Raw genomic sequence first — 19,619 nt, 5'->3', positions numbered from 1 at the left:
GCCATCGCGAGCAAACCCGCTCCCACAGGATCAGTTGTGCTCCAGGGTGATGAAATCCCGCCCCTCAACCTGCCCGCGACGCAGCGGATTACGCGTGCAATACGCAGCGTAGTCAGCATCGACAAAGCGGTACATCAAATGCTCGTCGCGCCCGTGGGGGATGCCCAGACGGGTGGTCTGGATAATTTGCGAAGGTGGTTCTCTGACGTCATCGACCCACAAGCGTTCGGGGTCGAAACATTTTGCATCCCATTCGCGCACCTTCAACCCCAGCGCTTTGCACAGCAGGGTTTGCCCCGCGCACAGTTTGTGTTCGGGCCGGGGGTTGCCTTGGGCGTCCGGGTTGTTGCGTTGCATCTGCGCCAGGCTGTCCGGGCCCGCCAGCTCATCAAGCCAGGGATGGGCCGATTTGATCAGCACTGCGTTGCCGGGGCCGTGGGCACTGAAATTCAGCGAGTCGCCGCCGCGGGCGTAATACATGTAGATATGCCCGCCATCGAGAAACAGCGCCCTGCGCTTGTCGGTATAGCCCAGCGAGGCGTGGCTGCCTTTGTCGGTGAGGTAATAGGCTTCGGTTTCGATAATCCGGGCGCTGAGCCACAGCCCGTTGACCCGATGGCGAATGACTTTGCCCAGCAGTTGGCAAGCAACAAGCTGGGCATCTCGATCGAAAAAGGCATCAGGCAGCATCATGGGCATGTGCAGGACGGTCAGTGGATAGCTGAAAAGGTGCAGATCATAGCAAGTCATGCTTAATCGGGGCTGAACGCAGTGTATTTGTGGTCCATTTCGACCATCCGCCTGCCACCGCTGTGCGTGAGGCGGCGGGACCGCTATAATCGGCCGCTTTCCTCCCTGCCAAGACCCTTGAGACCATGACTGAGTCCGTTCTTGACTACATGACCCGCCTGGGTCGCGCTGCTCGCGAAGCCTCCCGCGTGATCGGCCGTGCCAGTACGGCGCAGAAAAACCGTGCCCTGCACGGCGCTGCTGCTGCATTGGATGCCGCACGTCTGGAGCTGGTTGCTGCCAACGAACTGGACCTGGCCGCCGGCCGGGCCAACGGCCTTGAGCCGGCCATGCTGGAGCGCCTGGCGCTGACCCCTGCACGCATCGACAGCATGATTGTCGGTTTGCGTCAGGTGGCAAGCCTGCCAGACCCCATCGGCGCGATTCGCGACATGAGCTACCGCCCTTCGGGTATTCAGGTCGGCAAGATGCGTGTACCGCTGGGTGTAGTCGGAATCATCTACGAGTCGCGTCCTAACGTGACCATTGATGCTGCCAGCCTGTGCTTGAAGTCGGGCAACGCAACCATCCTGCGCGGTGGCTCCGAGGCGATTCACTCCAACCGTGCCATTGCAGTGTGCATCCAGCGCGGCCTGGCCGAAGCCGGTTTGCCGCCCGCCGTGGTGCAAGTGGTTGAAGTGACCGATCGTGCCGCTGTCGGCGCGCTGATCACCATGCCCGAGTACGTTGATGTCATCGTGCCTCGCGGCGGCAAGGGGCTGATCGAACGGGTCAGCCGTGATGCCAAGGTGCCGGTGATCAAACACCTGGACGGCATCTGCCATGTATACGTCAGTGCCCATGCCGATCTTGCCAAGGCGCAGCGCATTGCGTTCAACGCCAAGACCTACCGTTATGGCATTTGCGGCGCGATGGAAACCCTGCTGGTGGATCAGGCCGTCGCGGCAGAATTTTTGCCGGCAATGGCTGAACAATTTCGTGCCAAGGGCGTCGAACTGCGCGGTTGCGAGCGTACCCGGGAGTTGATCGACGTGGTTGCCGCCACTGAAGACGACTGGAACACCGAGTACCTGGATGCCATCCTGTCGATTCGTATCGTGGAGGGTCTGGACCAGGCGATTGAGCATATCAATCACTATGGCTCCCATCACACCGACTCGATCGTCACCGAACACCAGGGCGATGCCCGGCGTTTTATGGCCGAAGTGGACTCCAGTTCCGTGATGCTCAACACACCAACCTGCTTTGCCGATGGATTTGAATACGGATTGGGTGCGGAGATTGGCATTTCTACTGATAAGCTGCACGCCCGCGGCCCGGTGGGTCTCGAAGGTCTGACCTGCGAGAAGTACATTGTGGTCGGCGATGGCCAGTTGCGCGGTCAGGAGCCAGTCTGACTTGGTCAAGCTGAAAGCGTCAGCGCCGGCACCTGTGATCGACGTGTTACCCCAGCGCATAGGCGTACTGGGCGGAACCTTCGATCCGGTGCATATCGGTCATCTGCGTGGCGGGCTGGAAGTGGCGGAGATGATGGGGCTCGACGAGCTGCGTCTGACCCCCAATGCCAGGCCGCCGCACCGTGACACCCCCCAGGTGTCAGCCCACGACCGTTTGGCGATGGTCGAGTGCGCTGTCGCAGGAGTGGCTACGCTGGTAGTGGACGCCCGGGAGCTGCAAAGGGACAAGCCGTCCTACACGATCGATACACTGGAATTGATGCGGGCCGAGATGGCCGCGTATGACCAGTTGTTTTTACTGTTGGGTTGGGACGCGTTTTGCGGCCTGCCCACATGGCATCGCTGGGAAGAGTTGCTCCAGCATTGCCATATCCTGGTGCTACAGCGCCCGGATGCCGACAGCGAACCGCCGGATGCCTTGCGCAATCTGCTGGCAGCGCGCTCGGTAAGCGACCCGCTGGCCCTGAAGGGGGCAAGCGGACAGATTGCATTCGTTTGGCAGACGCCGCTCGCGGTATCCGCCACCCAGATCCGCCAACTGCTGGCCAGCGGTAAGTCGGTACGTTACCTGGTGCCCGACGCGGTCCTGGCCTACATCGATGCGCACGGGCTTTACCGTGCGTCGAACTGAAAAAGGGTGTGTTTCAAGGCGCCAATTGTCGTGTATTGAAACACCCGAACATACGAGCAAAACGAGTTTTATATGACTGACAAAGATGTAAGCAAAGTAAAGCGCAAAGGCACCTTCAAAAGCGCGCCATTGCCGGAAAAAACCTTCAGCGCCGAGCCTCTCAAGGGTGAAGAGCTGGTCAAGGTTGCTGTTGCCGCCCTGGAAGACGTCAAGGCCCAGGATATCCAGGTCATCGACGTGCGTGACAAGCACAGCATCACTGACTTCATGATCATCGCTACCGGTACTTCGAACCGTCAGATCGGTGCGATGCTCGACAAGATCCGCGAAGCGGTGAAGGCTCTGGGCGTCAAGCCGCTGGGCGAAGAAGGCAAGGGCGACAGCGACTGGGTTCTGCTGGACATGGACGACGTGATCGTTCACATGATGACCGCCAGTGCCCGTCAGTTCTACGACCTGGAGCGTCTGTGGGCCGGTGCTGAACAAAGCCGTGCAGGCAGCGCTGCTCACCACAGCCCGGAAAACACCCATGAGCACTTCCTGAAGCTCAACAAAGACCAAGAGTAAGGGTTCGCTGTGCGCCTGCGTTTGATCGCTGTCGGTTCGCGTATGCCCAAGTGGGTGGAAGAAGGCTGGCATGAATATGCCAAGCGTCTGCCATCCGAGCTGGCACTTGAATTGGTGGAAATACCGCTCAACACCCGTGGCAAGAATGCTGACGTGGCCCGCTTCATCCGCCAGGAAGGCGAAGCCATGCTGGCCAAGGTAGGCCCGGGCGAGCGCATCGTAACCCTCGAAGTGCACGGCAAACCGTGGAGTACCGAGCAGCTGGCGGTTGAGCTTGACCGCTGGCGCCTGGATTCGCGCACGGTGAACTTTATGGTCGGTGGCCCGGAAGGGCTGGCGCCGGAAGTCTGTGCCCGCGCTGACCAGCGCTGGTCGCTGTCGCCATTGACGCTGCCGCACCCGTTGGTGAGGATTCTGATCGGTGAGCAGTTGTATCGCGCCTGGACAGTGCTGTCCGGGCACCCGTATCACAAATAGTCAGCGCTCTGAATGACTCAGCCGATCCGCCTTAAAGACCACGAGAAAGACGCACGCCTTGTGCGCGGACGAGTCGTGGTCGGTGCGATTGTGGTCGTGACGCTGATTTGTGTGCTGCTCGCGCGGCTTTATTACCTGCAGGTGGTGCAGTACGACTACCACTCCACCTTGTCAGAGAACAACCGGGTGCATGTGCAGCCGATCCCGCCTACCCGCGGTCTGATTTTTGACCGTAATGGCGTGGTGATCGCAGACAACCGCCCCAGCTTCAGCCTGAGCATGACCCGCGAACGCTCTGGTGACTGGCAGCAAGTGCTCGACGTTATTGTTGAAGTGTTGCAGCTTGCGCCCGAGGATCGCGCCCTGTTCGAAAAGCGCATGAAGCAGGGGCGGCGGCCGTTTGAGCCGGTGCCCATTCTGTTTGAGCTCAACGAAGAACAGATCGCCCGGATTGCCGTAAACCAGTTCCGCCTGCCCGGGGTTGAAGTGGTTGCGCAACTGGTGCGGCATTACCCTCAAGGCGCGCATTTTGCGCACTCGGTGGGTTACATGGGGCGGATCAACGAAAAAGAGCTTAAAACCCTCGATCCGGTCAATTACAGCGGCACCCACCATATCGGCAAAACCGGCATCGAGCGTTTCTACGAAGCCGAGCTGCATGGCCAGGTGGGTTACGAAGAAGTCGAAACCAATGCCCGTGGCCGCGTGTTGCGAGTACTCAAGCGCACCGACCCGATCCCTGGCAAGGACATCGTACTCAGCCTCGATATCAAACTGCAGGAAGCAGCTGAAGAGGCGCTGGCAGGGCGTCGTGGCGCAGTGGTTGCACTCAACCCGATGACGGGGGAAGTGCTGGCGATGGTCAGCCAGCCGAGTTTTGACCCCAATCTGTTCGTGACCGGCATCAGCTTCAAGGCCTATGCCGAGCTGCGTGATTCGATTGACCGACCATTGTTCAACCGCATCCTGCGCGGCCTGTATCCACCGGGCTCGACGATCAAGCCTGCAGTGGCGATTGCCGGCCTGGACAGCGGCGTGATCACCGGCTCCTCGCGGGTGTATGACCCCGGCTATTACCAGCTGCCCAATTACGATCACAAATACCGTAACTGGAACCGTAGCGGTGATGGCTACGTCGATCTGGATACCGCAATCATGCGCTCCAACGACACCTATTTTTATGACCTGGCCCACAAGCTGGGGATTGACCGTCTGTCGAGTTACATGAACCAGTTCGGTATCGGCCGCAAGGTCTCGCTGGACATGTTCGAAGAGTCCGCCGGGCTGATGCCGTCCCGCGAGTGGAAACGTGCCACCCGACGCCAGGCCTGGTTCCCGGGCGAGACGCTGATTCTGGGGATTGGACAGGGCTATATGCAGTCCACCCCCTTGCAACTGGCCCAGGCCACCGCGTTGATCGCCAGCAAAGGCAAGTGGATCCGTCCGCACCTGGCCAAGACCATCGAGGGCGTACCGCCGGTGGACCCGGACCCGGTGCCGGATATTGTCCTGCGTGACCCGTCCAACTGGGCCAAGGTCAACCACGGCATGCAGCAAGTGGTGCATGGCGCTCGCGGCACGGCGCGGGTGGCGGGCGTTGGCGCGCAATACCTGATTGCCGGCAAGAGCGGTACGGCCCAGGTGGTGGCGATCAAGCAGGGCGAAAAATACGACCGTTCCAAGGTGCAGGAGCGTCACCGCGACCACGCCTTGTTCGTCGGCTTCGCGCCGGCCAACAACCCGCAGATCACCGTCTCGGTGATGATTGAAAACGGCGAAGCCGGCAGTCGTGTCGCCTCGCCCGTGGTGCGCAAGGTCATGGATGCCTGGTTGCTGGGTGAAGACGGCAAACTCAAACCCGAGTACGGCGGCCCCGTAAAGGCAGAGGTTCCGGCCAATGATGAGTAATTTTGACCGCATCCTCTCCAGTGAGGACGTGATGCGTCGCCGTGCCACGCTGCTTCAGCGTTTGCATATCGATGGCCCGCTGCTGATTCTGCTGCTGACCCTGGCGGCTGGCAGCCTGTTTGTACTGTATTCGGCCAGCGGCAAAAGCTGGGACTTGCTGAGCAAACAGGCGACTTCGTTCGGTATCGGGCTGGTATCGATGTTTATCATCGCCCAGCTGGAACCGCGATTCATGGCACGCTGGGTACCGATCGGCTATCTGATCGGGGTGATGTTGCTGGTGGTGGTGGATGTCATGGGCCACAACGCCATGGGCGCCACTCGCTGGATCAATATCCCCGGGGTGATTCGCTTTCAGCCCTCCGAGTTCATGAAAATCCTGATGCCCGCGACCATCGCCTGGTACCTGTCCAAGCGAACCTTGCCGCCGCAACTCAAGCATGTGGCGGTCAGCCTGATGCTTATCGGGGTGCCTTTTGCCCTGATTGTGCGCCAGCCCGACCTGGGTACGGCGCTGCTGGTACTGGCAGGCGGTGCATTTGTATTGTTCATGGGCGGTCTGCGCTGGCGCTGGATCCTCAGCGTACTGGCAGCGACGGTTCCAGTGGCGGTGGCCATGTGGATCTTCGTGATGCACGACTATCAGAAGCAGCGCGTGCTGACCTTCCTCGACCCTGAAAGCGACCCGCTGGGCACTGGCTGGAACATTATCCAGTCCAAGGCCGCGATTGGTTCGGGCGGGGTGTTCGGCAAGGGCTGGCTACTGGGTACCCAGTCGCACCTGGACTTCCTGCCCGAGAGCCATACCGACTTCATCATCGCGGTGATGGGCGAAGAGTTCGGTCTGGTCGGCATTTGCGCGCTGCTGCTTATTTATCTGTTGTTGATTGGTCGTGGCCTGGTGATCACTGCCCAGGCCCAGACCCTGTTCGGCAAATTGCTGGCAGGCAGCCTGACCATGACGTTTTTTGTTTATGTTTTCGTCAACATCGGTATGGTCAGTGGCCTGCTGCCGGTGGTGGGCGTGCCATTGCCCTTTATCAGTTACGGCGGCACTTCGCTCGTGACGCTGTTATCAGCGTTCGGGGTTTTGATGTCGATCCACACACATCGCAAGTGGATCGCACAAGTTTGATTAAGGTGAATTATTCAATGCAAGCAATGCGTGGCTGGGCTGCTCGATACGCGTCGTGGGTAGGCCTGCTGGGTCTGTTCGGGACCGCACAGGGTGCGCTGGCCGGTGACTACGAAGGCTCGCCCCAGGTGGCTGAGTTCGTAGGCGAAATGACCCGTGATTACGGATTTGCCGGCGAGCAGCTGATGGGCGTGTTCCGCGAAGCCGAGCGCAAGCAGAGCATCCTCGACGCCATTTCGCGCCCGGCCGAACGGGTCAAGCAGTGGAAAGAATACGGTCCGATGTTCTTGACCGACGCTCGCGTCGCCCGCGGTGTCGATTTCTGGCGCGAGCACGAAGCCGTTCTGGCCCGTGCCGAGCAGGAGTATGGCGTTCCGGCCCAGGTGATTGTGTCGATTATCGGCGTCGAAACATTTTATGGTCGCAACACCGGTAACTACCGCGTGATCGATGCCTTGTCGACCCTGGGTTTCGATTACCCGCCCCGCGCCGAGTTTTTCCGCAAGGAACTGCGAGAGTTCCTGTTGCTGAGCCGCGAAGAACAGGTTGACCCGCTGACCCTGAAGGGTTCCTATGCCGGAGCCATGGGCTTGCCGCAGTTTATGCCGAGCAGCTTTCGCGCCTATGCCGTGGATTTCGACGGTGATGGCCATATCAATATCTGGAGCAACCCGGACGATGCCATCGGTAGCGTTGCCAGCTACTTCAAACGTCATGGCTGGGTAGCCGGTGAGCCGGTGGTGATTCGCGCCGATGTGACCGGTGATCGCGCCGATGAAGGCCTGACCCAGGGGATCGAACCGGTCAAGACCGTCGGGGAGTTGCGAGCGCTGGGCTGGTCGAGTCATGATGCGTTGCGCGACGATATGCCGGTCACGGCGTTTCGTCTGGAAGGCGCCGACGGCCCTGAATACTGGATGGGCCTGAAAAACTTTTATGCGATCACACGCTATAACCGAAGCGTGATGTACGCCATGGCAGTGCATCAACTGTCCGATCTGCTGGTTCAAGCACGGGGCAACAAGTAATGCCGTTTCTAGCGACCCGTACACCTTTGAAACTCGCCGCCTGCGCCGCTGTTGCGTTGCTGCTGGTGAGCTGCTCGAGCAGTCGCTCGACGCCCCCGCAAACATCGACCGCGGTCAGTTCCAAGCCGGGCCTGGATATCAACCGTGCCCACAAGGACGGTGCGCCGTGGTGGGATGTTGACGTTTCGCGCATCCCCGACGCCACGCCGACCCTGCACACCGGGCCTTACAAGGCGGCGCCGTACTCGGTACTGGGTAAGACCTATTTCCCGATGCAAGAGTCCAAGACCTATGTGGCCTCGGGCACCGCGTCCTGGTACGGCACCAAGTTTCACGGCCAGAACACCGCCAATGGCGAGGTCTATGACCTGTACGGCATGAGCGCGGCGCACAAGACTTTGCCGCTGCCCAGCTACGTCAAGGTGACCAACCTGGATAACGGCAAGGCCGTGATCCTGCGCGTCAACGACCGTGGCCCGTTTTATTCGGATCGTATTATCGACTTGTCCTACGCTGCTGCCAAAAAGCTCGGCTATGCCGAAACCGGTACGGCCCGGGTCAAGGTTGAAGGTATTGACCCTCAGGCCTGGTGGGCTCAGCGCGGTCGCCCTGCGCCGCTGATGCTCAACGAAGCGAAAGTGGCCCAGAACACCGCCCCGACCGTGTCCACCGGTAAGGTTGAACAATGGACGCCGCCCGCACAGCAGCATGCTGCCGATGTGGTTCCGGTCAGTCCAATGGCCAAGGGCCAGGGTACCTACCTTCAGGTCGGTGCCTTTGCCAATCCGGACGCTGCCGAGTTGCTTCGTTCCAAACTCAGTGGCATGGTCAGTACCCCCGTGTTTATCAGTTCGATTGTGCGCAATCAGCAAACCTTGCACCGTGTACGCATGGGGCCAATAGCCTCGGCGGGTGAGGTGGCACAAACACAAAACAGCGTGCGCCTGGCCAATCTGGGCCAGCCGAGCGTTGTGACGTCGGATCAGTAACACCGAACAAAGCGTTGGGCCCTGAGCAGTCGGGGCCCAAACGCAGTTGCAGAGGTCAAGAATAAAAGCCCTTCCAGGGGCCGGGACTGCAACTGAATACGCGGCAGTCAGTCAAACGACTGCCTGTACAGTTTTGCCCGCGAGGGTAAGTTTCCATTAACAACTTCGAGAGACGGATGAACATCACCACCTTTGCCAAACGCCTGTGCCTGCTAGTACCGCTGATCGTCACTCCTGCCGCCTGGGCAGTCGAGATGATGCCGTCGCCACCACAACTTGCAGCCAAGTCCTATGTTCTGATGGATGCCAGCAGCGGTAACGTGCTGGTCGAGAACAACGGCGACCAGCGTCTGCCGCCAGCCAGCCTGACCAAGCTGATGACCGCTTACATCGCGACTCTGGAAATCCGTCGTGGCCAGATCGGCGAAAACGACCCGGTAACTGTCAGCGAAAACGCATGGCGCACCGGTGGTTCGCGGATGTTCATCAAGGTCGGCACCCAGGTGTCGGTCAGCGACCTGCTGCATGGCATCATCATCCAGTCGGGTAACGACGCCAGCGTCGCCCTGTCCGAGCACATTGCCGGCAGCGAAGACGCTTTTGCCGACATGATGAACAAGACCGCCGGTGAGCTGGGCATGTCCAACAGCCACTTCATGAACCCGACCGGCCTGCCGAACCCGGATCACTACTCGTCGGCTCACGACATGTCGTTGCTGGCTCGCGCCATCATCCACGAAGACCCGACTCACTACGCGATCTACTCGCAGAAAGAGTTCTTCTGGAACGGTATCAAGCAGCCTAACCGCAACCTGTTGTTGTGGCGCGACAAAACCGTTGATGGTCTGAAAACCGGTCACACCGACGAAGCCGGCTATTGCATGGTGTCTTCGGCCGTACGTGATGGCATGCGCCTGATCGCCGTGGTGTTCGGCACCAACAGTGAAGCGGCCCGTGCTGCAGAGACCCAGAAGCTGCTGACCTACGGTTTCCGTTTCTTCGAAACCCAGACCTTCTACCAGAAGGGCACCGAGCTGGCTCAGGCTCCGGTCTGGAAAGGCACCACCAACCAGGTCAAGGCTGGCCTGGCGGATGACCTGACCATGACCCTGCCAAAAGGCCAACTGAAAAAGCTGGCTGCAAGCATGACCATGAACCCGCAACTGATGGCCCCTATCGCCAAAGGTGATGTGATCGGCAAGGTTGAGGTCAAACTTGACGACAAGGTTGTGCACAGTGCTGACCTGATCGCCCTTGAGCCCGTCGAGGAAGGTGGTATTTTCCGACGCGTGTGGGATAGCATCCGTCTATTCTTCTACGGGCTGTTCAACTGATTGCACCCACCTGTGTGACCCCGCGCCTACCCTGCGCGGGGCCACCTTTGTTGTTCCGGGCTTACGAGGCCAATACGCCATGAGCGATACCGAAGTAAAGGCGCCAAAGATCGAATTCCCCAACGTGGATTACCCGGTTAAGGTGATCAGCGACACGGGTGTGGGCAATAAGGACAAAATCATCGATATCGTCAAGAAACACGCGACGGTCAACGATGATCGTGTCGATGAGCGCCAGAGCACCAACGGCAAGTACACGACGATCCAGCTGCATATCGTGGCCACTGATCAGGATCAGCTCTACAACATCAACAGCGAATTGCGAGCCACCGGCTTCGTACATATGGTGTTGTGATGTCGCAGGTCTTGGGTATTCGTGAGCTGGGCCAGCTTGATTACGAGCGCACCTGGCTGGCGATGCAGCGTTTCACCGATGAGCGCAAGCTGGTGCCGGACACGCAAGACGAAGTCTGGCTGGTGCAGCACCCGCCGGTGTTTACCCAAGGCCAGGCAGGCAAGGCCGAGCATCTGCTGCTACCGGGAGATATCCCGGTGGTCAAGTCGGATCGCGGTGGCCAGGTGACCTACCACGGCCCCGGCCAATTGGTTGCCTACCTGATGCTCGATGTGCGCCGGCTGGGCTATGGCGTACGTGAGCTGGTCACGCGGATGGAACAGTGCCTGATCGACTTGCTCGCCAGCTATGGCGTGAGCGCTGCAGCCAAGGCCGATGCGCCGGGCGTGTATGTCGATGGCGCGAAAATCGCCTCTTTGGGCCTGCGGATCCGCAATGGCTGCTCCTTCCACGGCCTGGCCCTGAATGTGGACATGGACCTGGAACCGTTTCGACGGATTAACCCCTGTGGCTATGCGGGGCTGGCGATGACCCAGCTGCGTGACCATGCAGGGCCGATTGAATTTGCCGAGGTTGGTGCCCGGCTGCGCTCGCAGCTCGTCAAACACCTCGACTATGCTGAGCAGACGACCCTGACGGGCGGAATCGATTGATATGACTACTGCGCAAGACGCTGTTCAAACCCTGATCCCAACGCTGGATATCTCAGAACGTGCGGCCCGCGCCAGCGAGGCCCGTTCCAAGGTTGAGACCGGCGTCAAGTTGCGCGGTGCCGAGAAGGTTGCGCGTATCCCGGTAAAGATCATTCCGACCACCGAACTGCCGAAGAAGCCTGACTGGATTCGCGTACGCATTCCGGTTTCTCCGGAAGTCGACCGTATCAAGTCCCTGCTGCGTAAGCACAAGCTGCACAGCGTGTGCGAAGAAGCCTCCTGCCCGAACCTGGGCGAATGCTTCTCGGGCGGTACCGCGACCTTCATGATCATGGGTGACATCTGCACCCGTCGTTGCCCGTTCTGTGACGTGGGCCACGGCCGACCGAAGCCACTGGACACCAATGAGCCGGAAAGCCTGGCGATTGCCATCGCTGATCTGCGCCTGAAGTACGTGGTGATCACCTCGGTAGACCGCGATGACCTGCGTGACGGTGGTGCCCAGCACTTTGCCGACTGCATTCGCGAAATCCGCAAACTGTCGCCGGGCGTGCTGCTCGAAACACTTGTTCCGGACTACCGTGGGCGCATGGATGTTGCGCTTGAAATCACCGCAGCCGAGCCGCCGGACGTATTCAACCACAACCTCGAAACTGTGCCGCGCCTGTACAAGGCTGCGCGTCCGGGCTCCGATTACCAGTGGTCGCTGACCCTGCTGCAACGCTTCAAGCAGATGATGCCGCACATTCCGACCAAGTCGGGCCTGATGCTGGGGCTGGGCGAGACAGACGAGGAAGTGATCGAAGTGATGAAGCGCATGCGCGAACATGACATCGACATGCTGACCCTGGGTCAGTACCTGCAACCGTCACGCAACCACTTGCCGGTCCAGCGTTTCGTGCACCCGGACACCTTCGCGTGGTTTGCCGAGGAAGGCTACAAAATGGGCTTTAAAAACGTGGCATCCGGTCCGCTGGTACGTTCTTCGTACCACGCTGATGAACAAGCCAAGCTGGTCAAATCCATGCTGGTGAGTGCCTGACTCCATGACTAACCGGCTCACCGCGCCAGTGTCCTTCAAGGCCCATAGCGCGGTGCCCGCGTTGCCCGCTGGCGGGGTGATCGCCCTGATCGCCCCGGCAGGCCCTGCCGAACTTGACCTGAACCTCGCGACCCAATGGATGCATGCACGCGGCTACCAGCTGCGGGTCTATCCGGGGGTGTGGCAGCGGGAGGGTTATCTTGCCGGTTCTGATGCAGAGCGTTTACGCGACCTGCATGAGGCTTTTGCCGATGACAGCATTGATGCCATTTTCTGCCTGCGCGGCGGCTATGGCAGCCCGCGCTTGCTCGATGGCATCGACTTTGAGCTGTTGCGTCGTCATCCCAAGCCGTTTGTCGGCTACAGCGATATCACCGCGTTGCATCTGGCGATCACCCGTTACGCGGGCTTTGTGACCTTTCACGGGCCAATGGTGAACGCTGATCTGCTGGGCAACAAACAACCGCCTACCGAAACTTCATTGCTGCGTATGCTCGGCGGGCAACAGCCGCCCGTGCTGGAGCATCCCGCGGCCTGGCCGTTGACGACCATTGCCCCGGGCTGCGCCAGTGGCCGTTTGCTGGGTGGCAATCTGTCGATGATCTGCGCGGTGATGGGCACGGCGTTTGAACTGGACAGCGAAGACATCATCCTGTTTATCGAAGACGTCAACGAACCGTTGTACCGGGTCGACCGTCTGCTGACGCATTTGCGCCTGGCGGGCAAGCTCGACAGGTTGCGCGGAGTGCTGGTGGGGGACGTGGCCGGAGTTGATGTTGCGGCGCTGGAGCGGTTGCTCACCCAGGAGCTGGGCGGTCTGGGTATTCCGGTGCTGGCCGGTTGGCGCAGCGGGCATTGCGATCCGAACCTGACCTTGCCGATGGGTGCGCAGGTCAGGCTGGATGCGGATCTGCAAGTGTTGGTGCTTGAGCAGGATGTTGTGAAGGTCAAAAGCCCCTCACCCTAACCCTCTCCCGGAGGGAGAGGGGACAGACCGAAGTGATGCAGGATTCAACTCACAACTGTCAGACTGCAGCGATTCTGAAATATCCCCCAATCAGGCCCCCTCTCCCTTCGGGAGAGGGTTGGGGTGAGGGCAGTAACCTCACCGATTACGCAAACTCTCCAGCAGCTTGTGGCTCGGATAGCCGTCTGCTGGCCAACCCATGGCCTGCTGCGCGCTGCGAATAGCCTTGCGGGTATTGGCGCCGATAATGCCGTCTGCATTACCCGCATCATAATTGCGCTGGCTCAGCAGCATTTGCAGTTCGACGCGCTCGGAGCGGCTCAGCGGTCGGTCGTCTTTTGGCCAGTCGGCCAAAATGGTCCCGCCACCGTTGAAACGTTGCGACAACAAGCCCACGGCCAGTGCATAGGATGATGAGTTGTTGTAACGCAAGATGGCGCGGAAGTTATCCAGTACCAGAAACGCCGGGCCACGATAGCCTGCAGGGAGCAGCAGGGCAGCGCTTAACTGCTCTGAGCCTGCCGCGCTGGCAGGTACCTTGACTCCCAGTTTTTGCCATTCGGCAACGCTCTTTTTGATTGCGCCATCTGCCAGGGCGTAATCGAACCCGGCAGGTAGCGTCACTTCAAAGCCCCACGGCTGGCCTTGCTTCCAGCCCGAACTTTGCAGGTAGTGGGCAGTCGAGGCCAGGGCATCTGCCGAGCTGTTCCATATATCACGACGGCCATCACCATCGAAATCCACGGCGTGGGTTTCATAGGTGGTGGGGATGAACTGGGTCTGGCCCATTGCGCCCGCCCACGAGCCGAGCATTTTCTCGGGGCTTATATCGCCTTCCTGAATGATCTTCAGTGCAGCGATCAATTGGCTTTGAGCAAACTCCGGGCGACGCCCTTCATAGGCCAGGGTGGCGAGGGAGCGAATGACTGACTTGTTGCCCTGGAACGAGCCAAAATTGCTTTCCATGCCCCAGACCGAAACCAGCGCCTGGCGATCAACGCCATAACGCTGCTCGATGCGGCCCAGCAGTTCGGCATTCTGCTCCAGCAAACGCTGGCCATTACGTACACGCAAAGGCGACAGGGCACCGTCCAGGTACTCCCAGACCGGGCGGCTGAATTCGGGCTGGCTGCGGTCGGCCTTGATCACGCTCATGTCTGGCGTAATGCCGGCAAAGGCGTTATCGAATACCAGCGGGTTGATTCCGGCTTTAAGCGCCTGGGCGCGGAAATCGGCTTGCCATTCGCTGAAGCTTTGAGTGGGCTGAACAAGAGGGGTGTCGGTGCCTGGCACTGGCGCGCTGCTGATGACCGCAGGTGCCGGAGGTACCACAGGCAAGGTTTGAGCATCGGCTGCGGTCGGTTTCTCTGCGCAGGCGACTAAAAGGATGACGCTGGAAGCAGCGATCAGTTGGCGCATCGGCCAACGGCGTGTATGACGTGAGAGCATGCGCAGGTCCAGGTAATGCAAAACAGAAGCAGACCTTATCATCCCCGCCGTCAGGCAGCCAGAAAGTAAAAAGCCTCCCGGTCTCTCGACTGGAAGGCTTCGCGGCGGTAGCTGCCTTTGCCTTTGGCGGGGCGTTCCTGGCGGCTGCGGAACAGGGGTTGGGCAACAATGGATTTGGCCTTGTTGGGGCGCTTGCTCATGGCATGTGCTCTCGCTTGAGTTGAACAAGCGCAAATCATCGGCCGGTTTTTTCGTATTGTCTACAGGATAGTGATCGGTGGGAGCGGGCTTGCTCGCGTTAGCATCAACGCTATCAGCCTGTCAGGCCGCGACGCCCGCATCGCGAGCAAGCCCGCTCCCACAGAAAGCAGTGTTTATTCAGCTGGCAGATTCAGGCGTTGCCCGCACATCAGCAGCACCAGACGACTCAGGCTGCTCCAGGCAGACCCTGCTGCCTGGCCCTTGATCTGGGCATCGATACGCTGCGCGTCCAACAACAATTGTGCCCAGCGCTGCGCCGAATAACGCTGCAAGGCTTTGCTCATCAACGGTTTGCGCTTGTCCCACACCGGTGGTCGCGCCTGGCTGAACGCCTTGTCCAATGGCGTGCCCTGGCTGTACTGCAGGGCAATATTGGTCAGTACCCGCAGCTCACGCGCCAGGACCCACAAGATCACAGGAGGCTCTACGCCTTCACCGCGCAAGCCTTCGAGCATACGCAGAGCATGGGCAGCTTCGCCGTTAAGTACCGCATCCACCAGGCCAAACACATCAAACCGCGCACTGTCAGCCACTGCGGCTTGCACGGTTTCGACAGTGATTTGCCCGTCTTCAGCCATTAACTTGAGCTTTTCGATTTCCTGCGCAGCAGCCAGAAGATTGCCTTCGACCCGGGCTGCTATCAGTTCCACCGCATCATGGGTGGCCGACAGCCCGGCCTGCGACAAGCGCTGGCGAATCCATTGCGGCAACTGGTTGGCGTCCACCGGCCAGATCTGCACGAACTGGGTTTGCGCCCCTTCAATCAGCGCCTTGCCCCACTTGGTCTTTTGCGCACTGCCGTCGAGTTTGGGCAGGCTGATCAGCAGCAGGGTGTCTTCGGCAGGGCGCGAGCAGTATTCGATCAACGCCGCAGCACCCTTGTCGCCAGGCTTGCCCGAAGGCAGGCGCAGTTCCAGCAGGCGCTTTTCGGCAAACAGCGACATGCTGGCACCGGCTTGCAGCAGCGTGCCCCAGTCAAAGCTGGCGTCGGCGCTGAACACCTGGCGCTCATCGAAACCCTGCTTGCGGGCGGTACTGCGGATGGCGTCGGCGGTTTCCTGACACAACAACGGGTCATCGCCGCTGATGATGTAGACGGGCGAAAGAGGGCCTTGCAGATGCTTGGCGAGTTGGGCGGGAGCGAGTTTCATAGGACCATAACGATAGCGGGGCGCTTGAGCGCCCCGTATGCCTTACTGGTTTTGCAGTTCGAGAGGCGACTGTTGAGGAGTTTCCTCTTGAGCCTTGCGTGCAGCTTCGATGGCATCGGCTTCAGCCTTGGCCTTCGCTTCGGCTTGCTGTTGCAGTACTTCCAGCTGGGCCGGGGTCAATTGCTCCAGGCGCAGAACCAGTTGCTGGATCAGGTCGCGGCGCATTTCCTTACGGATCATGTCGCCTTCCTGGGTGCTGCCTGCCACGTTACTGCCATCCTGCAGGTAGACTTTGTAGGCTTCAACCTTGTCGCTCAGCAGCGTCAGATGGCTAGGCCCCTGAATTTCGTATTTCACTACGTTGTTCAACTGATACTCGGCGGTACCCGAATTGCCGGTGTAGCTGGCAGAACGCTGGGTTTCCTTCTCGTCGGTCAGAACCAGTTTGTATGGTGCGTTGGCAGTGATTTTCACGCCGCTGTTTTCCAGCACCTGACGCAGCTGGCGCACAGTGTCGCCATAGGCGTTGCGCGCGCTGACATCGAGTTCGGTGATCGTCAGCTGGTTGGTGCCGGTACCGCGCAGTTGAAAGCCGCAGGCGCTCAACAGAACTGCGAGACCCATCACCAGCAAGTTGCGTTTGATCATGTGTTGCTCCCCTTGAAACCAGATGGGCCGACCACGCGGCCCTGAAGGTCTTGTTGGGCGCCCGCGCATGACGCGGGCGCCTGTTCCAGTTAGCTGGCGACGATATTGACCAATTTGCCTGGTACCACGATCACTTTGCGAATCGTCAGGCCTTCTGTAAAGCGCAGTACGTTTTCGTTGGTGCGGGCAGCAGCTTCAACCTCTTCACGGCTGGCAGCAGCTGGCATTTCAATATGCCCGCGCAGCTTGCCGTTGACCTGGATAACCAGTTGCAGGGTGTCTTGAACCAGCGCGGTTTCATCCAGGGTTGGCCATGCAGCGTCGATGATTGCACCTGCATGCCCCAACCGGTTCCACAGCTCATGGCTGATGTGCGGTGTGATCGGCGCCAGTACCAGAGCTACAGTCTCGAGACCTTCCTGCAGCAGGGCGCGGTCTTGTTCAGTCGCTTGCGGTGCTTTTTCGAGCACGTTCATCACGGTCATCACCTGGGCGACGGCGGTGTTGAACTTGTGGTGCTGGCCGACGTCCTGGCTGGCTTGCTTGATAGCCTGGTGGATGGCACGGCGAATGACTTTTTGCTCATCGTTCAGGCTGGCGATATCCAGCGCGCCCGGCAGGCCTTGGCCTACATGGGCATGGGCCAGGCGCCATACACGCTTGAGGAAGCGGTGGGAGCCTTCAACACCCGAGTCGGACCATTCCAGGCTTGCGTCAGGCGGCGAAGCAAACATCATGAACAGGCGGCAGGTGTCTGCGCCGTACTGTTCGATCATGTATTGCGGGTCAACACCGTTGTTGAGCGACTTGGACATTTTCTGCGTGCCGCCGATTTCCACCGGCAGGCCGTCACTCTTCAGCGTGGCGCCGATGATCTTGGCCTTGGCATCACGTTCGATTTCCACGTCGTCCGGGTTGAAGTAATCCTTGCCGCCGTTGTCCAGCGTACGGAAGTAGGTCTCGGCGATTACCATGCCCTGGGTCAACAGGTTCTTGAACGGCTCGTTGGAGCTGACCAGGCCTTCGTCACGCATCAGCTTGTGGAAGAAGCGCGCGTACAGCAGGTGCAAAATGGCGTGTTCGATACCGCCGATGTACTGGTCCACCGGTAGCCAGTGGTCTGCTGCCGATTTCTCGACCAGACCGCCTTCATAGTGCGGCGAGGCGTAACGTGCGTAGTACCACGACGACTCGACGAAGGTGTCCATCGTGTCGGTTTCGCGTTTGGCCGGTGCGCCACATTTAGGGCAGCTGCACTCGTAGAATTCAGGCATGCGTGCCAGTGGCGAACCGGCGCCATCGGGTACGACATCTTCTGGCAAGACCACTGGCAGCTGGGCTTCAGGTACTGGTACGTCACCGCAGGTATCGCAATGCACGATCGGGATCGGGCAGCCCCAGTAGCGCTGGCGGCTGATGCCCCAGTCACGCAGGCGGAACTGGGTGCGGGCCTGGCCCAGGCCTTTGGCAGTCAGGGCGGCTTCGATGGCGGCGAATGCGGCGTCGAAATCCAGGCCGTCAAATTCGCCGGAGTTGATCAGCGGGCCGTGCTCGTTGTAAGCGTCCTGCCACGGTGCCGGTGACTCGTCGCCAGCACTGGTACGCACAACCGGCTTGATCGGCAGGTTGTACTTGGTGGCGAATTCGAAATCACGCTCGTCGTGTGCTGGTACAGCCATCACCGCGCCGTCGCCGTAATGCATCAGTACATAGTTGGCGACCCATACAGGAAGCTTTTCGCCGGTCAGCGGGTGCTCGACGAACAGCGAGGTTGGCAGGCCCATTTTTTCCTGGGTTGCCATGTCGGCTTCTGCCACGCTGCCGCCTTTGCACTGGGCGATAAACGCTTGCAGCTCGGGGTTGCCCTGCGCTGCCTGGGTGGCGAGCGGGTGCTCGGCAGCCACAGCGACATAGGTCGCGCCCATCAAGGTATCAGGGCGGGTGGTGAAAACCTTGAGCGCGCCTGCTGAGCCGATGGACTCGACGTTGTAAGGGAACTGCACTTCCATGCCGCGGGATTTGCCAATCCAGTTGCGCTGCATGGTTTTGACCTGCTCGGGCCAGCCCGGCATATCGTCGAGGCTTTCCAGCAACTCATCCGCGTAAGCGGTGATCTTGAAGTAGTACATCGGGATTTCGCGTTTTTCGATTACCGCGCCCGAACGCCAGCCACGGCCGTCGATCACTTGCTCGTTGGCCAGAACGGTCTGGTCCACCGGGTCCCAGTTCACGGTGCCGTTTTTACGGTAGATCACACCTTTTTCGAACAGGCGGGTGAACAGCCATTGTTCCCAACGGTAGTAATCCGGCTTGCAGGTCGTGATTTCGCGCGACCAGTCAACGGCCAGACCCAGGCTGCGCAGCTGGGTTTTCATGTAGGCGATGTTTTCGTACGTCCATTTGGCCGGCGCGACCTTGTTTTTCATCGCGGCGTTTTCGGCCGGCATGCCAAAGGCGTCCCAACCCATGGGTTGCAGGACGTTTTTGCCGAGCATGCGCTGGTAACGGGAGATCACGTCACCGATGGTGTAGTTGCGCACGTGCCCCATGTGTAGCTTGCCGCTTGGGTACGGGAACATCGATAGGCAGTAGAACGTCTCTTTGCCTAGATCTTCGCTGACTTCGAAGGACTTTTGGTTGTCCCAGAATGATTGGGCGGCGGCTTCTATTTCACGGGGCTGATATTGTTCGTGCATGGCTACTTGTACTGATAAAGGGTGGCCTAATCCTCTTCAACATAGACCGGCGACAGTGTTGCCCGGTCAGGTTGGAGCAGGGGTTACAGGAAGTCCCGTAGCATACATGACCCCGCTCTAT

Annotated in this window: 19 protein-coding genes; 13 read left to right on the top strand and 6 right to left on the bottom strand. The window is 59.7% G+C overall.

Translation table 11 applies throughout. The features are described 5' to 3' along the window. Positions 1-30: 30 nt before the first annotated feature. Entirely contained in the window at positions 31-699 is a 669-nt protein-coding gene (locus FHL07_RS16290) for a DNA-3-methyladenine glycosylase (protein WP_138738718.1), read from the bottom strand. Positions 700-875: 176 nt separating this feature from the next. On the opposite strand from FHL07_RS16290, the gene FHL07_RS16285 reads away from it, so the two are divergent. The 13 genes from FHL07_RS16285 (at position 876) to FHL07_RS16225 (ending at position 13,293) form a co-directional block, all read left to right on the top strand. After that, positions 876-2,147, top strand: coding sequence for a glutamate-5-semialdehyde dehydrogenase (locus FHL07_RS16285; protein ID WP_095019051.1), 1,272 nt, complete (start codon positions 876-878; stop codon positions 2,145-2,147). Further along, the gene (nadD, locus tag FHL07_RS16280; protein ID WP_232527619.1) at positions 2,116-2,838 is read left to right on the top strand and encodes a nicotinate-nucleotide adenylyltransferase; all 723 of its coding nucleotides are present in this window, start codon (positions 2,116-2,118) and stop codon (positions 2,836-2,838) included. The genes FHL07_RS16285 and nadD overlap by 32 nt, the downstream gene beginning before the upstream one ends. A gap of 72 nt (positions 2,839-2,910) precedes the next feature. Next, entirely contained in the window at positions 2,911-3,405 is a 495-nt protein-coding gene (gene rsfS / locus FHL07_RS16275; RefSeq protein ID WP_016779261.1) for a ribosome silencing factor, read from the top strand. Positions 3,406-3,414: 9 nt separating this feature from the next. Further along, positions 3,415-3,882, top strand: coding sequence for a 23S rRNA (pseudouridine(1915)-N(3))-methyltransferase RlmH (rlmH, locus tag FHL07_RS16270; RefSeq protein ID WP_003444191.1), 468 nt, complete (start codon positions 3,415-3,417; stop codon positions 3,880-3,882). Between the two features lie 12 nt (positions 3,883-3,894). After that, positions 3,895-5,790 carry a penicillin-binding protein 2 gene (gene mrdA / locus FHL07_RS16265; protein WP_094999438.1) on the top strand — a complete coding sequence of 632 codons (1,896 nt, stop codon included), beginning with the start codon at positions 3,895-3,897 and terminating at the stop codon, positions 5,788-5,790. Positions 5,791-5,821: 31 nt separating this feature from the next. Beyond that, positions 5,822-6,925: a rod shape-determining protein RodA gene (gene rodA, locus FHL07_RS16260; protein WP_165484550.1), complete on the top strand. Its 1,104-nt coding sequence runs from the start codon at positions 5,822-5,824 to the stop codon at positions 6,923-6,925. Between the two features lie 17 nt (positions 6,926-6,942). Then, the gene (mltB, locus tag FHL07_RS16255) at positions 6,943-7,953 is read left to right on the top strand and encodes a lytic murein transglycosylase B (protein WP_094999436.1); all 1,011 of its coding nucleotides are present in this window, start codon (positions 6,943-6,945) and stop codon (positions 7,951-7,953) included. Then, positions 7,953-8,942 carry a septal ring lytic transglycosylase RlpA family protein gene (locus tag FHL07_RS16250; RefSeq protein WP_138738700.1) on the top strand — a complete coding sequence of 330 codons (990 nt, stop codon included), beginning with the start codon at positions 7,953-7,955 and terminating at the stop codon, positions 8,940-8,942. The genes mltB and FHL07_RS16250 overlap by 1 nt, the downstream gene beginning before the upstream one ends. Before the next feature lie 176 nt (positions 8,943-9,118). After that, positions 9,119-10,276 carry a D-alanyl-D-alanine carboxypeptidase family protein gene (locus FHL07_RS16245; protein WP_094999434.1) on the top strand — a complete coding sequence of 386 codons (1,158 nt, stop codon included), beginning with the start codon at positions 9,119-9,121 and terminating at the stop codon, positions 10,274-10,276. Positions 10,277-10,355: 79 nt separating this feature from the next. After that, complete coding sequence (locus FHL07_RS16240; protein ID WP_016779266.1) at positions 10,356-10,631, top strand: DUF493 domain-containing protein; 276 nt, start codon at positions 10,356-10,358, stop codon at positions 10,629-10,631. Beyond that, positions 10,631-11,284 carry a lipoyl(octanoyl) transferase LipB gene (gene lipB / locus FHL07_RS16235; RefSeq protein WP_094999433.1) on the top strand — a complete coding sequence of 218 codons (654 nt, stop codon included), beginning with the start codon at positions 10,631-10,633 and terminating at the stop codon, positions 11,282-11,284. The genes FHL07_RS16240 and lipB overlap by 1 nt, the downstream gene beginning before the upstream one ends. A gap of 1 nt (position 11,285) precedes the next feature. Continuing rightward, complete coding sequence (lipA, locus tag FHL07_RS16230) at positions 11,286-12,326, top strand: lipoyl synthase (RefSeq protein WP_094999432.1); 1,041 nt, start codon at positions 11,286-11,288, stop codon at positions 12,324-12,326. A gap of 4 nt (positions 12,327-12,330) precedes the next feature. Next, a complete protein-coding gene (locus FHL07_RS16225; protein ID WP_095020954.1) occupies positions 12,331-13,293 on the top strand; it encodes a S66 peptidase family protein in 963 nt (320 codons plus the stop codon). A 138-nt stretch (positions 13,294-13,431) separates the two neighbouring features. Here the strand turns inward: FHL07_RS16225 and FHL07_RS16220 are convergent, their stop codons facing one another. The 5 genes from FHL07_RS16220 to leuS form a co-directional block, all read right to left on the bottom strand. After that, the gene (locus FHL07_RS16220; RefSeq protein ID WP_095020953.1) at positions 13,432-14,742 is read right to left on the bottom strand and encodes a lytic murein transglycosylase; all 1,311 of its coding nucleotides are present in this window, start codon (positions 14,740-14,742) and stop codon (positions 13,432-13,434) included. A gap of 50 nt (positions 14,743-14,792) precedes the next feature. Further along, entirely contained in the window at positions 14,793-14,942 is a 150-nt protein-coding gene (gene arfA / locus FHL07_RS16215) for an alternative ribosome rescue factor ArfA (RefSeq protein ID WP_003444166.1), read from the bottom strand. 174 nt (positions 14,943-15,116) lie between these two features. Then, positions 15,117-16,154, bottom strand: a complete 1,038-nt coding sequence (gene holA / locus FHL07_RS16205; RefSeq protein ID WP_138738698.1) for a DNA polymerase III subunit delta — start codon at positions 16,152-16,154, stop codon at positions 15,117-15,119. A 42-nt stretch (positions 16,155-16,196) separates the two neighbouring features. Next, positions 16,197-16,802: an LPS-assembly lipoprotein LptE gene (locus FHL07_RS16200; RefSeq protein WP_094999428.1), complete on the bottom strand. Its 606-nt coding sequence runs from the start codon at positions 16,800-16,802 to the stop codon at positions 16,197-16,199. Positions 16,803-16,891: 89 nt separating this feature from the next. Then, a complete protein-coding gene (leuS, locus tag FHL07_RS16195; protein WP_095024989.1) occupies positions 16,892-19,498 on the bottom strand; it encodes a leucine--tRNA ligase in 2,607 nt (868 codons plus the stop codon). Positions 19,499-19,619: the final 121 nt, after the last annotated feature.

This window comes from Pseudomonas sp. FSL W7-0098 (assembly GCF_005930585.1).
Taxonomy (GTDB): domain Bacteria; phylum Pseudomonadota; class Gammaproteobacteria; order Pseudomonadales; family Pseudomonadaceae; genus Aquipseudomonas; species Aquipseudomonas bubulae.
The sequence above is the reverse complement of the archived record's forward strand: the minus strand, read 5'-3'. Positions and strand labels throughout refer to the sequence as shown.

Excerpts from the sequence above, each read along its gene's own strand:
- nadD (WP_232527619.1), top strand. The coding sequence starts at position 2,116 with ATGGCCAGTTGCGCGGTCAGGAGCCAGTCTGACTTGGTCAAGCTGAAA.
- FHL07_RS16225 (WP_095020954.1), top strand. The coding sequence starts at position 12,331 with ATGACTAACCGGCTCACCGCGCCAGTGTCCTTCAAGGCCCATAGCGCG.
- FHL07_RS16220 (WP_095020953.1), bottom strand. The coding sequence starts at position 14,742 with ATGCTCTCACGTCATACACGCCGTTGGCCGATGCGCCAACTGATCGCT.
- FHL07_RS16245 (WP_094999434.1), top strand. The coding sequence starts at position 9,119 with ATGAACATCACCACCTTTGCCAAACGCCTGTGCCTGCTAGTACCGCTG.
- FHL07_RS16290 (WP_138738718.1), bottom strand. The coding sequence starts at position 699 with ATGCCCATGATGCTGCCTGATGCCTTTTTCGATCGAGATGCCCAGCTT.
- rodA (WP_165484550.1), top strand. The coding sequence starts at position 5,822 with ATGCGTCGCCGTGCCACGCTGCTTCAGCGTTTGCATATCGATGGCCCG.
- lipA (WP_094999432.1), top strand. The coding sequence starts at position 11,286 with ATGACTACTGCGCAAGACGCTGTTCAAACCCTGATCCCAACGCTGGAT.
- mltB (WP_094999436.1), top strand. The coding sequence starts at position 6,943 with ATGCAAGCAATGCGTGGCTGGGCTGCTCGATACGCGTCGTGGGTAGGC.
- FHL07_RS16250 (WP_138738700.1), top strand. The coding sequence starts at position 7,953 with ATGCCGTTTCTAGCGACCCGTACACCTTTGAAACTCGCCGCCTGCGCC.
- FHL07_RS16240 (WP_016779266.1), top strand. The coding sequence starts at position 10,356 with ATGAGCGATACCGAAGTAAAGGCGCCAAAGATCGAATTCCCCAACGTG.
- leuS (WP_095024989.1), bottom strand. The coding sequence starts at position 19,498 with ATGCACGAACAATATCAGCCCCGTGAAATAGAAGCCGCCGCCCAATCA.
- rsfS (WP_016779261.1), top strand. The coding sequence starts at position 2,911 with ATGACTGACAAAGATGTAAGCAAAGTAAAGCGCAAAGGCACCTTCAAA.
- lipB (WP_094999433.1), top strand. The coding sequence starts at position 10,631 with ATGTCGCAGGTCTTGGGTATTCGTGAGCTGGGCCAGCTTGATTACGAG.
- FHL07_RS16200 (WP_094999428.1), bottom strand. The coding sequence starts at position 16,802 with ATGATCAAACGCAACTTGCTGGTGATGGGTCTCGCAGTTCTGTTGAGC.
- mrdA (WP_094999438.1), top strand. The coding sequence starts at position 3,895 with ATGACTCAGCCGATCCGCCTTAAAGACCACGAGAAAGACGCACGCCTT.
- holA (WP_138738698.1), bottom strand. The coding sequence starts at position 16,154 with ATGAAACTCGCTCCCGCCCAACTCGCCAAGCATCTGCAAGGCCCTCTT.
- arfA (WP_003444166.1), bottom strand. The coding sequence starts at position 14,942 with ATGAGCAAGCGCCCCAACAAGGCCAAATCCATTGTTGCCCAACCCCTG.
- FHL07_RS16285 (WP_095019051.1), top strand. The coding sequence starts at position 876 with ATGACTGAGTCCGTTCTTGACTACATGACCCGCCTGGGTCGCGCTGCT.